Genomic DNA, 15,800 nt, shown 5'->3' on the forward strand with positions numbered 1-15,800 from the left:
AAACCCCGCTTCGATGTATTATCAAAGCGAGGTTCACATATAGCTTCTTTCTATTTAATTAACCTTCTAACAATAGGTCATATGGGTCTTCTAGCAATTCTTTGATTCTAACTAAGAACTGCACCGCATCTTTCCCGTCAACAATACGGTGATCATATGATACTGCAAGATACATCATTGGACGTACTTCAATGGAATCGTCTGGCATTACCATTGGACGTTTTTGGATGTTGTGCATACCAAGAATACCTACTTGCGGTGCGTTTAAAATAGGTGTTGACATCATAGATCCAAAGGTACCGCCATTAGTAATTGTGAATGTTCCACCTTGTAAATCATTCAATCCTAATTCTTTATTAATAGCTTTCTTGCCTAAGTTGCCAATTTCACGTTCAACTCCAGCAAAGTCAAGACGATCTGCATCGCGAACAACTGGTACTACAAGGCCTTCCTCAGTTGATACGGCAATACCGATATCATAGAATTTTTTCATTACAATCTCGTTGCCCTGTATTTCTGCATTCAACAGCGGGAACTCTTTTAAAGCACCAATTACTGCTTTGGTAAAGAATGACATAAAGCCTAATTTAACATCGTGTTTTTTAATAAAGTTTTCTTTCCGTTCACTGCGAAGTTTCATCACATTTGTCATGTCGACTTCATTAAACGTTGTAAGCATCGCTGCTTCCTGTTGAACTTCAACAAGACGGTTGGCAATCGTTTGACGGCGACGGCTCATTTTCACGCGCTCAACAGGTTTATCGAACTCTGTTTTCTCGGATTTCTTTGGTTCTTCTTTTTTAGCTGGCTTGGATTCTTTTTTATCACTGCCACCTTTTGCTGCAGAATCAACATCTTCAGGACGGATACGACCTAATGGATCACGAGCTTGAACACTGCTTAGGTCAATGCCTAGTTCACGAGCACGTTTACGAGCAGCAGGCGATGCAATTACATCTTGCTTATTATCAGAAGTATCTTCTTTCGCCGGTTCCTTTGGTTCTTCTTTTTTAGGTGATTCTTCTTTTGGCTCTTCACTAGCTTTTTCTTTTGTTTCTTCAGCTGAAGCGTCCCCGCCAGCTTCACCATTTTCATCTATTTTAGCAATTACGTCTCCAACTTCAACGTCTTCACCTTCACCACTAACAATTTCAGTAATTACGCCGGCAAAGTCAGAGTTTACTTCAACATTTACTTTATCTGTTTCCAATTCAACAACCGGATCACCTTTTTCAATCTTGTCGCCTTTTTTGACAAGCCACTCGGCAATTGTACCTTCTGTAATGGACTCTGCAAGCTCTGGAATTTTAATTTCGTTCACTGGAATCTCCTCCTTTTGACGGATTAATCGCTTCTCGTACTATTTGGTTTTGCTCTGTTTTGTGAATGTTCGGCTCACCAACTGCCGGTGAGGAACGGTCTGGACGGCCTATATATCGTAGCGATTGACCTTCGCTTAATAAATCCCTTAAGTAATCATCCACGAAATCCCAGCTGCCCATGTTTTTCGGCTCTTCCTGTACCCAGACAATCTCCTCCAGGTTTGGAAGCTCTTTTAATGCCTTTTCTAGCTCTTTTTTCGGGAACGGATAAATTTGTTCCAATCTTAATGCGCGAAGCCAATCAAAATTCTCTTCTGAATTATCAATGGCATCTTCAACATCCACCATTACTTTACCACTACCGATTAATAAACGTTTTGCATTTTTCTTACTCACCTTCAAGTTAGGTTGTTGTCTCAAGGGTTCAAATTTTCCTTCTACAAACTCTTTTGCAGTGGATGCAACGCGCTGATTACGCAATAAGCTCTTCGGAGTCATTAACACTAATGGTCGTGCTTCCTCTTTATCACGCAGTGCTGCCTGACGACGAATTAAATGGAAAAATTGTGCTGCTGATGTCACATTTGCCACTATCCAGTTTTTCTCTGCAGCCATCTGTAAAAAGCGTTCCAAACGTGCACTGGAATGCTCCGGACCCTGACCTTCATAGCCGTGTGGCAACAGCATTACCATGTTGGACTTTTCGCCCCATTTCGCGCGGCTAGCTGCGATGAACTGATCAAAGATAACTTGGCCAGCATTTGCGAAATCGCCAAATTGAGCTTCCCAAATCACTAGAGTGTTTTTGGATTGTACACTGTACCCGTATTCAAATCCTAATACACCTGCTTCAGAAAGCGGACTATTTCGAATATCAAAGGATGCTTTAGCTTGATCTAATCCATGCATTGGACAATAGGTTTCAGCAGTTTTAACATCGTGTAACACCATATGTCTATGTGCAAATGTTCCACGTTCCGTATCCTGACCTGTTAGTCTGATTGGAATGCCATCATTTAATATAGATGCGTATGTTAAAGCTTCGCCTGCTCCCCAGTCTGCTTTGTTTCCTTCTTCTAAAACATTCTCACGACGCTTCAGGATTTTTTCGAGTTTTTTAAATCCGGTAAATCCTTCAGGACGTTTCAATATACCAGCATTTAAGGCTTTTAAATCCTCAAGCGGAACTGCTGTTTCAAAGCGATCCAAGCCATTTGCTAATGCTTTTGGCATATTTTTAGCTTCGGCTTCGCCTGTGTTATTTTCTTTCATACCGTCATAAATACCACGCAGGCTAGATTCTACTTGATCTTTAATTTTTTCAAATTCATCATTATCGACAACACCTTCAACCTTCAGCCTATCAGCAAAAACTTTTGCCGCTGTTGAATGCTCATCAATATCCTGATATAAATAGGGCTGCGTTGTACGTGGTTCGTCCATTTCATTATGTCCATAGCGACGATAGCCTACCAGGTCAATTAGAAAGTCTTTATGGAATTTTTGACGATATTCATAGGCAATTTTAATGGCAGAGACGCATGCAATTGGGTCATCCGCATTGACATGAATAATCGGTATTTCAAACCCTTTTGCCAAATCACTAGCATAACGAGTTGATCTTCCATCTTCTTGATTTGTTGTGTAACCAACTAGGTTATTTGCGATAATATGAAGTGTTCCACCTGTCTTGTAGCCAGGCAATCCACTTAAATTTAATGTTTCTGCAACAACACCTTCACCAATGAACGCTGCGTCTCCATGAATTAATACACCTACAGCTTTATTAATATCCTGTTCTGGATAGCCACTTTCTGATCGATTATCTTGAGCAGCACGGGCAAACCCTTCAACAACCGGGTTTACAAATTCTAGATGTGATGGATTATGTGCAAGCGTGATTCGTGTTTCGATTTCATCGCCATCTTTCACTTCTTTTGTTGCACCAAAGTGATACTTTACATCTCCAGTCCATCCATAATTAATACCCGTAGATCCTTCTGAAGGGATTAACTCTTTGTCTGGTGAATGGTGAAATTCAGAAAATATTCTATCATAAGGTTTTCCTAATACATGCGCTAACACGCTTAAACGTCCACGATGGGCCATTCCCATCATTATATGTTCAACTTTGTCTTCTGTCGCGTACTTAACAATACGATCAAGCATTGGGACCATTGCTTCCAGACCTTCAATCGAGAAGCGCTTCTGTCCAACAAAAGTTTTCTGCAAGAAACTTTCAAACCCTTCCACATGAGCAAGACGTTCAAGCAATTGCCTTTGTTCCTCATTGGAAAGTTTTAAATGAAACTCTCCGGACTCAATACGTTCCAAAAGCCATGTTCGTTCATCATCATTATTGACATGATCATATTCAAATGTAATAGTTCCAGAATAGAGTTTTTTTAATTTTTGTATGACGTCGAATCCATCTTCTACACCACTAGGAGATTGCTCCCACAACCAAGATGCAGGCATATTTCTTAAATCTTGTTCTGATAATCCATAAGTTTCCGGATTAACTAATTCTGTATCACGCTCTTTACGTCCTACTGGATAGATGTCCGCTTCCAAATGCCCAAAACGACGAATAGCCTCAACAAGTTTCATTGCTGAGGTTAGCTTTTTAACATCATCTATAGGTGACGTTTTTTGAGTTGTTGCTTGTATGGTACCTTTTGATTGGTTCAACCATTCAGGAGCCCCATGTTCATCAAAGATTTCTCTTAGTGATGGGTCTACAGCTTCATGATTTTCTTTGTATAAATCATATTGCTCTTCAATATACCCCATATTTGGACCATGAAAAGTACCCCAGAATCTTTCGTTAGATTCTTCATTCTGTGCCACGTCTTATACCCCCATTAGAAGTTAACTTTACCCCGTTGCAAAACGGTCTTTTACACTCAAGTTTCATTATAGAACTCTACTATGATTTCATCAACTAATATACCCTATTTTACAAATAGAAACAACATCCAATCCAGTCATTTCAAATATTTTCATGAACATGACATATCTCCTGGTTCACATAGGGTTAATTATTCGGTATAATAAGGGCATAAATATGTTAATTCGACTTTACATATAGAATAGAAGGAGGAAAACGTCATGAAATTAGCACTATTAATGGGCGTTATTGTAACATTTATAGTATCTTGCTTCACTTCAGGTTACGATGCAAAACCAGGAGTTCCTAAAAAAGATCAGTAATAATAAGAGCCGCCATGTTCACACACATGACGGCTTTTTTAGTATTTAAGTGCAAAATTTCCTAAGTCACAATCTATTCCAGCCCTGAAAAATCCCGCTGCCTTAATGCTTCATAGATAATAATTGCTGATGTGTTGGACAAATTTAACGATCGTACTTTATCACTCATATGAATTCGCAAGCACCTGTCTTCTTTACCCTCTAAAAGGCTTTTCGGAATTCCGTCGGTCTCGCGGCCAAATACAAAGTACAGGTCTTCATCACTATTACTGTAATCATATTCTGTGTAATACTTTGTACCAAAGTTTTCAATATAATAAAACGTTCCTTCTGGATATGTAGCATATAAGTCTTGAATTGAATCGTATTCGCGAATATCAACGTTTTCCCAATAATCAAGCCCAGCTCGCTTTACCATTTTATCATCGGTAGAAAATCCAAGTGGATGGATCAAATGCAATGTTGCGTTTGTTGCTAGACACGTTCTTGCAATATTCCCAGTATTTGCAGGAATTTCTGGCTGATATAATACAATATTTATACTCACTGTTCATTCTCCTTATTCGATTAATACCTATACCATTATACACTACTCACCAATTCGAAAAAACTTATACTGAATATCCGAAGTCCATGCTGTAGAATCCTCATACGACCAATAGCGGTTACGGCTATTATCAGTATGTGCGTTTACCAGCGGCATCCCGTTTGCGTCTTTTGCCACAACAATTGTATTATGATCCCACTTACCATTTCCTTGAAAATCATAGCAAATCACATCACCAAGTATAAGATCCCGTGCTGATTCCATTTCTTTTCCTTTCAACCCTGCTGTTGACCCACTTAAATACCAACGCATGGAGTGCGCTACCGCCCAGCTGAAACTCCAATTATCCGCTTGATACCACCAGCCGCTCCCTCGATTAGGGATGCCGCGCATTGGGGCACCACCAGCACGTAAACATTGTGATATATAATTCGTGCAATCTACATCGAACTTACGATAGACAGGATTATAACTATTCCACCAGTGTTCGGCATATTGTACTGCAGCACGTCGATCATAGGTGAAGCGTTCATCAGCCAGATTACGAATCTCACCTGTTTCCATTGTTGGTCTCTCGATCGTTATAACTTTTGGTTCTGCTACTTTATGATCTTTAATTTTCCCTTCTTCTATCTGAAACTGAAACGGAATAACCTGTTCTTCCCTGATGAACTGATTTTTCTGTTTCATCAAAAAAGATAAATGCAATAAATATTGATAGCTTACTTTATTGGAGTAGCGAAGTTCTTCAAAAAATTCACCCTTCCCGCTAATTCGAATAATCTCCACATTCCTATCATTACATAGCATTTTTTTTCGTTCCCACCAACCCTCATTAACTTCTTTTCCTTGAAAAAAATTCAGCCATATGTTCTTAATTTTCTCCATAAAAAATCCCCTCCATTTTAGTATATGGAGCGGGGATAGGATTAAATGCAATGATAAGAGCATTTATTTAGCTTCATGGGCAAGTAAATATTCTTTTTTATCAAGCCCACCATTATAGCCAACCATTTTACCACTTGCACCAATTACACGATGGCATGGGACAACAATAGAAAATGGATTCTTGTTTACTGCACCACCAACCGCACGAACCGCTTTAGGTTTGCCGATTGCAGCCGCAATATCTTTATATGTTTTCGTTTCTCCATACGAAATAGTGTCGTACAAAGCTTGCCAGACTTTATGCTGAAAAGTCGTGCCATGGAAAGAAAGTTCAAATGAAAAAACACTGCGTTTTCCGTTAAAGTAGTCTTGAAGTTCCATTTTGACATGATCAACTTTCCCTGGTTTATGGATAAATATCGGATTGTCAAAATAACGTTCGCTCCACTTTCGCATTTTCGCTTCCATTTGATTAAACAATCCATATTCTATTCGAACAATATGTTCAGCTTCACTAATAATTGTCAACGGACCAACTGGTGATTCCATCTCATCATAGTATAGTTCCATAACCAAATCCTCTTTCCGTATATAATTTAGGATGTTTTTTAAAAGCTTGTCGCTATTGATCTGTGACACTATGCGGAAAAATACTTGAGTGCTATGACACCGCTTCGGAAATACACTTCGCAACGCTTCAAGTTCCTGCTGGATCATTCATTCCTCGAAAAAGCATCAGCTTTTTTAATGACAGCAAAGCGTATTAGGTGGTGGAAAGCTCCTGTTGAAAATTCAATCCTTTTTCCATTTCAAACAAAACCTGTTCATCTGTTTCTTTTTTCATTGCTTCAGTAATTGCTTCAAACGCTTCCTTGGTGCCAATTTTACCAAGTGACCATGCAGCTGTACCGCGTATCACCGGACGAACATCATTTTTCATTACTTCAATCATTTCCTCAACAGCGGTCACGTCCTTATAGTGGCCAAGTGCAATGAGAGCATTTCGCTGTAATGGTTTCTTCCCTCGCCAAGAACCCGCTATATGACCAAACGTTTCCTTAAATTCCCGGTTGGATATCCGGAGCATTGGTTTTAATTTTGGTTTTGCAACATCTGGTTCCGGTTCAAGCTCTGGGTGATTATGAAAGTCTACCTTCTGGTTATATGGACAAACAACCTGACATGTATCAAACCCATAAATGAAATTACCGATTTGTGAACGGAATTCATCTGGCATAAAATCTTTTGTCTGAGTCAGAAACGCAAGACAGCGCTGCGCGTTTAACTGCCCACCTTGAACGAGAGCTCCGGTTGGGCAAGCATCCAGGCATTTTGTACAGGAACCGCATCCATCCGCAAGCTGTGAATCAGGGACAAAAGGGATATTCGTGATCAGTTCACCTAGATAAACGTATGATCCGAATTCAGGTGTAATAATAGAAGTGTTTTTCCCACTGAATCCAATACCAGCACGTTCTGCCACCGCACGGTCTGATAATTCACCCGTGTCGACCATCACCTTATCCACTGCATCAGGAAATTTTTCCTCAATGAAGGCAGAAAGCTTCTCCAGCTTTTCTCGTAAAACAACATGGTAGTCAACACCCCATGAAGCACGGCAAAATATCCCGCGGCGTTCATCTTTCGTGCTTTTTGGTGCATCCTTAATTCGTGAAGGGTAGGCGATTGCGATCGAAAGGATCGACTTCGCCTCTGGTAATAACCGCTCTGGTTCCGTCCTCTCGTCTACAGACCCTTTTTCGAAGCCTGATTGATAGCCAAGCGACTGCTGACGCCGTAAGCGTTCCTTCAGTTCACCAAACACATCAGCAGATGCAAATCCTATCTTATCGATGCCAATATCTTTGCTGTAATCAATAATCTCTTGCTTCAATTGGTCTGTATTCAACGGTAACCCTCCTTCTATTGTTGCGTAACTTTTGCTGTACGAATTCGATTTAATACAGCAGCGATTTCATACCGGCGTGGCCGCGCGATATCACCTGGATGCTGATTTTTAAACGTTGTAAATGATGCTAACCCACTTTTGTCCATCTGTTCTTCCAAATCATCCAGTAGTTTATTTAACGATTTAGCACCAAGCCCATTGGTTCGATCCAAATACTGAATAATCTCTGCAATCATGCGTGTTTGTGAGGAATCCACTAATTGCTCAGTATCATCAAATGAAATATCTGTTCGACCCATAACAATCTTCGTTAACCCTTTTGCCTGTGTTTTCGGACGACTGCCTTTTTTAGTCTGCAGTGAATTCTGCTGAAAATAACGCTCAGCAACATCACCAAAAGCTTCGTCCGATAAGGTATCACGGTCTAATGGGTATTTTTCCATTATCTCCTTTGCGTCATTCGTTACATTATAAGGGACATATGCTTCCATCATAATAATCGAATCCGCTACAGCAAAATAATCACCGGAGCCTCCCATAACGAGAATTGTTGATACATCAAGCTGATCTCGCATTTGTTTTATTTTATCAATAAATGGTGTAATTGGCTCTTTATCCTTTTTCACAAGCTGCTGCATTCGATGATCACGGATCATAAAGTTCGTTGCACTGGTATCCTCATCGATTAGCAATGTAGTAGCTCCTGCTTCTAATGCTTCCATTACATTCGCTGCCTGCGAGGTACTTCCGCTGGCATTTTCAGTCGAGAAGAATTGTGTATCCTGTTTGTGTGGTAAATTATTGATAAATGGTGAAATGTTAACACCAGTAACTTGTCGCCCATCTTCTGCACGAATTTTCACAGCATCAGAATCAGTAAGTACGTACTCACGTCCATCACCTTTCGTATGTGAATATACACCTCGCTCTATCGCCTGTAAAATCGTACTTTTACCATGATAGCCCCCACCAACAATGAGTGAGATACCTTTTTTGATAGCCATTCCTTTAATTGGTTGGGATTGGTGCGGCAACTGAATTTCTACTTCATCTGCAGCAGGACTTTTAAAAGGAACCGCATCTTTTAGTGGCCGGTTACTAATACCGCTTTCCCTTGGCAAAATCGAGCCATTTGCAATAAATGAAACCCAATTATTATTAAACATCTCATTGCGAATAGCTTCCTGCTGATCGGCAAGCTCGATAACCTTACTAATTTCTTCATCAGTTATGGTGAGAATGGAATTTTTAATTATCGTCGGGATGGCATTTGAAAATAATTTCTCTGCCTCTTTCCCATTAATTTTTCGCCCATTCGCCGGCAAGCCCACAGAAATACAAGCCGTTATTGATGCTGAATCAATTTGAACAGCGCTCCGCTCTAGAACTTCCTGTCCAGGCTTATCAAAAAGAATCTGTCCACTCTTTCCAGATCCCTTGATAAATTGTCCACCCTTTGCGACGGCTGTACCAACTTTGCGAGCAAACACATCCTCTGCTGCAATTTTGCGTGCCTGAGATTCGAGCCACTCACTTTTGACCTGCCGTTTTTGAGCTGGAACGACAACACGTATTTTAGACGGTGTAGCGAATGGATCACCCTGCACATAATCTATATATAAATCAAAATCATCAAATGTGTAGTGACCCTGAACACTTTTATATGCTTTATAGCCCTTACCATCAATCTGTTTCAAGTTTTGCATTAATTTTTTCATATATAAATCCCTCAAATTATCGTAGTTTTCTTAAGAATACAACGTAAATTGATATAAGTTCAAGTTCTATATAAATAATGAAAAAACGCAATGCTTCGTAGGATATGTTACGAAACACTGCGTTATGACTTATGTATGGAGCGGGTGATGGGAATCGAACCCACGATATCAGCTTGGAAGGCTGAAGTTTTACCACTAAACTACACCCGCATATATATTTAATTACTTACTTAGTGATAATCACACAAGTCATGCCTCTGCATCTGCAAGCTTATTCAAGGCTGTATCATCTTCGAGGCAACTCGTAGCCTACTCGGTGGAAGCTTTGCTCGTGGCTGAAGTTTTACCACTAAACTACACCCGCATTTCATCCGTGTATGTACGATATATACTCTTTTTTTAGAGAACACTATATATTATACCAACTCTATCAAATCAAATCAATAGTTTTTTTATTTTTTTAACTTGCCTTATCGATAATCGAACATGAATGAATATTTTTAGAAATGATGCCACTTTTCTTCATCCACGTTCGATTGTTATTATAAGAAATAGCAGTTTAAATTATATTGCACAATTCTGTACACCGCATTGGTCACAAACAAGTAATCTCCTAAAATAGTTCATATCTTTAAGTATAAAGTGTTTATTATGATTGTCTATAATCCCTTGTTCTTTCCATTTATTCACAATACGGCTCACTGTTTCTCTTGATACAGCAATATGTTTACTAATATCCTGAATCATAATTGGATCAGTTAGCTGTATCCCTTCCGGAGTTACGACACCACATATGTTGGAATACCGGACAAACACAGACGCAACAGCACCTTCAGATCCAAATGCGATGTAATCACGTATTTTTGCTTTACTAGCTTCCAAATTTTCAGCTACCCAGCGCGTAAAGTGAAGACCTATTCTTCCATTATCTGCTAAGATCTCTTCAATTTCATTACGTGTTATAGAATACAGCTTACTATCTTTGACTGCTTGTGCTGAATTGGAATATTTATCACCACTAAAAATACCAATCTCACCGAATCCATCATTTTTACCACGTGTAAAAATAGTAATATCTTTGTTTGAACCAAGGCTTTTGAAGACTCTAATATCACCCTCTTGTATAAAAAACAAATGATTAGCTGGACTTCCCTCTAGAAAAATTAACTCGCCTTTTTTTACGTTCATTTGTTTTGATTTCACCATAAGAATATTGTACTCATGTTTATTAAGTCGTTCCAACACTGGTTCCAATTATAGTCACGCCTCCTTCTACTTACTTCCTCTTCCCATTATACAAGTGTGTTTAACCAAATTCTGTGATATTTATCACTATATAACTAAGCATTTACATAAAGTAAAAGAAGATATAAAATAGTCATAAGTTTCAAGGAGGGGAATAGTATGTCTGTCTATCCAGTGATCATGTCTCAAACAAATTTTGTACACCGCGACAACCTTACATATCCATATGAAGAACGTGGATTACAGTTTGGTGATGGTGTATATGAAGTAATTCGCATCTACAATGGTAAGTATTATTTACTTGAGGAACATATAAATAGGTTATTTCGATCTGCGGAAGCAATTAAAATTGAGTTACCTTTCAGCAAAGACGAAATAACAACTTTGCTGCAGGAATTATTAGAAAAAAATTCTATGTCAACGGATGGAAAGTTATACATGCAGGCTTCACGTGGTACCGCTCCACGTGAACACACTTTTCCGACCGACGTTCCAGCAAATGTTTATGCTTATATGGAGGATTTTCCTCGTAATCTTAAAAATTTATCCGATGGGGTTTCTACCATTACGCGGCGTGATGTTCGCTGGGAAAATTGTTATATAAAGAGTTTAAATCTATTGCCTAATGTTATCGCAAAACAAGAGGCTAAAGAGAATGGCAGCTATGAAGCTATCCTTCATAAGGATGGAGTCGTTACTGAATGCAGTTCCTCCAATGTTTATTTAGTTAAAGATGGAAAGGTTTATACTCACCCAACCACTAATAACATTCTACATGGCTGTGTACGCATGCGTATTGAGAAGTTTGCTCGCGATTTTGATATACCACTAATAGAAGAGCCTTTTTCTATCAGCGATATCGCCACAGCTGATGAATTATTCTTATCAAGCAGTACTTCAGAAGTCTTGCCGATTGTTAAAGTAGATAACGATACGATAAGCAATGGCCGTCCGGGAAAGATTACAAAAAGACTTCAGGAAGCATACGAACTGGATGCCAATCTAATCAAACATAAAGTCTAGTCTTTTGTTAATCAAAAGGCTTTTCTTTTTAATAGCAGCTAATTACAAGGAGGTCAATTAATGGATACAACGAAACGTCCATTGACAGCAGAAGATCTACTTCATATTGATGTGTATAGTGATCCTCAGTTAACACCAAATGGATACGCGTATACATATGTATCTACAATAGTCAACGACGACAATGAATATACATCACAGTTGTTTTTTCAAAGGTTAAGTGAGATGAAGCCTATCCAGTGGACATTTGATAAAGCTAAAAATAACAACCCTTCCTTCTCACCTGATGGAAAGAAAATTATTTTTCAATCAACTAGAAGTGGTCTTCCACAATTATGGATGATACATACAGATGGAGGTGAAGCAAGGCAGATTACAACATTTAAGAACGGTGCGACTAACCCTTCCTGGTCTAAGGATGGCAAGTATATTGTTTTCAGTGCACCACTAGAAAAAGATGATGACGTTACTGTCCAAAGTGAGCAATCCAAAGACGAACGTCAAAAGTTAGAGGAAGAAAAACACAAGAAACCAATCGTAATCAACCGCTTGGATTACAAATCAGACGCGAAAGGATTTTATGATGATAAACGAACACAGCTTGTTTTATTCGACATCGAAAAAGAAACATTCGAGCAATTAACAACAGCAGATACGAATCATAATTTTGAGGATATATCACCTGATGGGAAAGAGATTTTGTTCACTGCCAACTTGAATGATGATGCAGATTATGAACTGACAAACGACCTCTACCTTTTTAATCTTTCAACAAAAGAAACAAAAAAATTAACAAACGGACATGGTGCTTACGGCAGTGCACAATTTTCGCCAAGTGGAGCAAAAATCGCATGTTTTGGTCATGAATATGCATACCAGGGTGCCACACTGAATGATCTATATGTAATTGATACAGAAACAGGCGATATCACATGCCTTAGCAAAGAATGGGATATTCAATTGGGTGATGCGATGATTGGTGATACCAGAATTGGTCAATCAACAACAGGACCAATATGGGACGAGGATGAAAAACAATTATTTTTCATTGGAACTGATTTTGGTGCAACTGGGCTGTACCAAGTGAATTTGGATGGCGACCTTAAAGTTCTATATAAAGACGATAACCATGTTTTTGGCTTTACATACAAGGCTGGTACATTAATCCTTGGTATTAGCACTCCAACAAACCCATGTAATTTCTATCAATTGAATAACGATGGGAAGCTAACACGATTAACCAACGCGAATCAGGAATTTCTAAGTGATGTATCATTAAGCGAACCAGAAACACTAACTTTTAGCGCCGAAGATGGCTGGGAAATACAAGGATGGCTATTGCGGCCATATGACTTTGAGGAAGGCAAAAAATACCCATTCGTACTGGAAATTCATGGCGGTCCACACGCAATGTATGGCCAGACATATTTTCATGAACTACAATTACTGGCAGCAAGAGGCTATGTCGTTTTGTATACGAATCCACGTGGCAGTCATGGATATGGGCAGTCGTTCGTTGATGCCTGCCGTGAAGATTATGGTGGCAAAGACTACACCGATCTGATGAGTGCTGTTGACTATGCCTTAAAAGAATTTGACTTTATCGATGAAAACCGGCTTGGCGTAACTGGCGGCAGCTATGGCGGCTTTATGACAAACTGGATCGTTGGTCACACAAATCGATTTAAAGCTGCCGTTACCCAGCGCTGCATTAGTAATTGGCTAAGTTTTTACGGAGTAAGCGATATTGGCTATTTCTTTACAAAGTGGGAACTCGGCAAAAATCTAATGGATGATCCTACTAAACTATGGAATTTCTCACCATTGAAGTATGCTGAAAATGTGGAAACACCACTGCTTATTGTTCATGGCGAGCAGGATTTGCGTTGCCCAATCGAGCAAAGTGAACAAATGTACACCACATTGAAGCATTTACGTAAAGAAGTTGAATTTGTCCGTTTTCCAGGAGCCAATCATGAATTAAGCAGAAGCGGAAAACCAAAAATGCGAATTGCCAGGTTAAACCACATAGCAGGTTGGTTTGAAAAATATTTGTAATGCGCTAATGTTGCAAGTTGATCGTATCGGTGGTCGATATACCATGTTTCGGGTTGATATACCACATTCCAGGTCGATATACCGTGTTTCGGGTTGATATCCCGCATTACCGGTTGATATATCGTGTTTCGGGTTGATATACCACATTCCAGGTCGATATACCGTGTTTCGGGTTGATATCCCACATTACCGGTTGATATATCGTATTATAAGTTGATACAAATGCCAAATAGAAAGGTTTTCCGCCGACCAGGTGGAAAACCTTTCTATTATTATTCTCCCATATACTGTTTCAGAAACGAATTCAATTTATTAATATATTTCTCTTTTTTTGTAGCAAAAGCTTCTCCATGACCTGCCCCATCTACCGTCATAATCTCAGCTTCACTTTTCGTATTTTCATATAATTTATATGCCATTTTAGTTGGGACAAACGTGTCGGCATTACCATGGATATACAAGATTGGTACGTTAGCTTTCTTCACTTGTTCTAAAGAAGAGGCTTCGGTAAAGGAATAGCCCGCTTTCGCTTTAGATACTAGACTTGTGCTTGGCAACACAGGGAATGCCGGAATGTTATACATTCGATTCATCTGATAGGAAAACATATCCTCTACACTTGTATAGGGACTATCAGCCACAATTGCCTTGACGTTAGCAGGAAGCTCTTCGCCACTTGCCATTAACATTGTTGCAGCCCCCATCGAAACACCGTGCAGGACAATTTCAGTATTTTGACCATATTTTTTTACAATTCGATTGATCCAATCAATATAGTCATTTCGATCGTGCCAACCAAATCCAATGTACTCGCCTTCACTTGAGCCATGACCTCTGGCGTCTGCCATGAAAATGTTATAGCCAAGCTTTTCGTAATAATATTGACCATACAATCCCATGTCCATTGCATTGCCAAGATACCCATGTGCCATAACAACAATTTTATTCGTTGGTTGTTTCGCCTCTAAAAAATAGCCTTGCAGCTTCAACCCGTCATAGGAAGTCATTGTCCATTCATCAAAGTCCTGATCACCAACCCATTTACGCCAGTCGCCTTCAAGGAAAACATCCATTGCTTCAGCGGACACTTCCAAGTCTTCATTTCCTTGTAAAAAATCCTTTTCATTACGGTCGATTGCTAAATTATAAAAATAAAAACTTGCAATAATATCTATAATAAGTAGAATACTTAAGATTCCTACAGAAATTTTTAGCCATTTCTTCTTTTTCACAACAGCTCTCCTTTCTACAATACTCTAACTCTATTATACTAAAAATTAAAAACAATTTCGCCCTATATAGTCTGGTACTTCTTTACAATGGAAAAGCAAGCAACATTATGTCGCTCGCCTCATCCATCAAAGCCCTAAATCTTCTTTCACTTCTTTTATCTGTTCTGTGTGCCGCTTTTCATGGTAGCCAACGAATGGTATCCACTGTTTTAAACTCATTTGGCCGAATACCGAATGCTCAAATCCTCTCTCCGCCAAAAGTTTTTCATCCGATGTATCAGCCAATTCCGACAATCCGCTATGTGTCGCTTCAAGTTTCTGTTTCAATTCTGCAAGCGTAACAAACGATTCGCTGGGTTGGGAAAATCCTGGTGCATCCACTTTCCTGCTTCGATCAACAGACAATTCGATTGGTTTATCAGCAGTATCAACGAATTCACCATGAGCCAGCTGGCTTCCGATGTTTTTTGTGATTGCTCCCTCCATTAGATACAAGTGCTCGAGTACCTGTTTTATTGACCATCTGTTTTCTGATGGTTTTCTATTTAGATTCTCATCTGAGATGCCGTTTACTTCTATTAAAAGTTCTTCACGTGCCTGATTATTGATTTCCAGTCCCATCACTCCTCACATACTTTTATTCTA

Annotated in this window: 12 protein-coding genes and 1 tRNA gene; 2 read left to right on the top strand and 11 right to left on the bottom strand. The window is 39.2% G+C overall.

What is annotated here, in order from left to right:
- Positions 1-58: 58 nt before the first annotated feature.
- The 9 genes from odhB to J2Z82_RS01540 form a co-directional block, all read right to left on the bottom strand.
- Entirely contained in the window at positions 59-1,321 is a 1,263-nt protein-coding gene (odhB, locus tag J2Z82_RS01500) for a 2-oxoglutarate dehydrogenase complex dihydrolipoyllysine-residue succinyltransferase (RefSeq protein ID WP_209479019.1), read from the bottom strand.
- Positions 1,308-4,172 carry a 2-oxoglutarate dehydrogenase E1 component gene (locus J2Z82_RS01505; RefSeq protein ID WP_209479020.1) on the bottom strand — a complete coding sequence of 955 codons (2,865 nt, stop codon included), beginning with the start codon at positions 4,170-4,172 and terminating at the stop codon, positions 1,308-1,310. Before J2Z82_RS01505 ends, odhB begins: the two co-directional genes overlap by 14 nt.
- A 436-nt stretch (positions 4,173-4,608) precedes the next feature.
- Positions 4,609-5,082, bottom strand: coding sequence for a tRNA (uridine(34)/cytosine(34)/5-carboxymethylaminomethyluridine(34)-2'-O)-methyltransferase TrmL (gene trmL / locus J2Z82_RS01510; protein WP_209479021.1), 474 nt, complete (start codon positions 5,080-5,082; stop codon positions 4,609-4,611).
- A 42-nt stretch (positions 5,083-5,124) separates the two neighbouring features.
- The gene (locus J2Z82_RS01515; protein WP_209479022.1) at positions 5,125-5,970 is read right to left on the bottom strand and encodes an amidase domain-containing protein; all 846 of its coding nucleotides are present in this window, start codon (positions 5,968-5,970) and stop codon (positions 5,125-5,127) included.
- Positions 5,971-6,033: 63 nt separating this feature from the next.
- Entirely contained in the window at positions 6,034-6,540 is a 507-nt protein-coding gene (locus J2Z82_RS01520) for a methylated-DNA--[protein]-cysteine S-methyltransferase (RefSeq protein ID WP_209479023.1), read from the bottom strand.
- A gap of 193 nt (positions 6,541-6,733) precedes the next feature.
- A complete protein-coding gene (queG, locus tag J2Z82_RS01525) occupies positions 6,734-7,879 on the bottom strand; it encodes a tRNA epoxyqueuosine(34) reductase QueG (RefSeq protein WP_209479024.1) in 1,146 nt (381 codons plus the stop codon).
- A gap of 14 nt (positions 7,880-7,893) precedes the next feature.
- Positions 7,894-9,597 carry an ABC-ATPase domain-containing protein gene (locus tag J2Z82_RS01530; RefSeq protein WP_209479025.1) on the bottom strand — a complete coding sequence of 568 codons (1,704 nt, stop codon included), beginning with the start codon at positions 9,595-9,597 and terminating at the stop codon, positions 7,894-7,896.
- 136 nt (positions 9,598-9,733) lie between these two features.
- Positions 9,734-9,807: transfer RNA gene (locus J2Z82_RS01535), tRNA-Gly, on the bottom strand.
- Positions 9,808-10,161: 354 nt separating this feature from the next.
- The gene (locus tag J2Z82_RS01540; RefSeq protein ID WP_342453592.1) at positions 10,162-10,842 is read right to left on the bottom strand and encodes a Crp/Fnr family transcriptional regulator; all 681 of its coding nucleotides are present in this window, start codon (positions 10,840-10,842) and stop codon (positions 10,162-10,164) included.
- Positions 10,843-11,001: 159 nt separating this feature from the next.
- On the opposite strand from J2Z82_RS01540, the gene dat reads away from it, so the two are divergent.
- Positions 11,002-11,865 (top strand): D-amino-acid transaminase, encoded by an 864-nt coding sequence (gene dat, locus J2Z82_RS01545; protein WP_209479027.1) that lies wholly within the window; start codon positions 11,002-11,004, stop codon positions 11,863-11,865.
- Positions 11,866-11,925: 60 nt separating this feature from the next.
- A complete protein-coding gene (locus J2Z82_RS01550; RefSeq protein ID WP_209479028.1) occupies positions 11,926-13,923 on the top strand; it encodes a S9 family peptidase in 1,998 nt (665 codons plus the stop codon).
- A 272-nt stretch (positions 13,924-14,195) separates the two neighbouring features.
- On the opposite strand, the gene J2Z82_RS01555 is transcribed toward J2Z82_RS01550, so the two are convergent.
- Positions 14,196-15,155 carry an alpha/beta hydrolase gene (locus tag J2Z82_RS01555; protein WP_209479029.1) on the bottom strand — a complete coding sequence of 320 codons (960 nt, stop codon included), beginning with the start codon at positions 15,153-15,155 and terminating at the stop codon, positions 14,196-14,198.
- A gap of 126 nt (positions 15,156-15,281) precedes the next feature.
- Positions 15,282-15,776 (bottom strand): DinB family protein, encoded by a 495-nt coding sequence (locus J2Z82_RS01560; RefSeq protein WP_245250986.1) that lies wholly within the window; start codon positions 15,774-15,776, stop codon positions 15,282-15,284.
- Positions 15,777-15,800: the final 24 nt, after the last annotated feature.

Origin of the sequence: Virgibacillus litoralis (assembly GCF_017873675.1) — a bacterium.
In the GTDB taxonomy this organism is placed as follows: Bacteria; Bacillota; Bacilli; order Bacillales; family Amphibacillaceae; genus Lentibacillus; species Lentibacillus litoralis.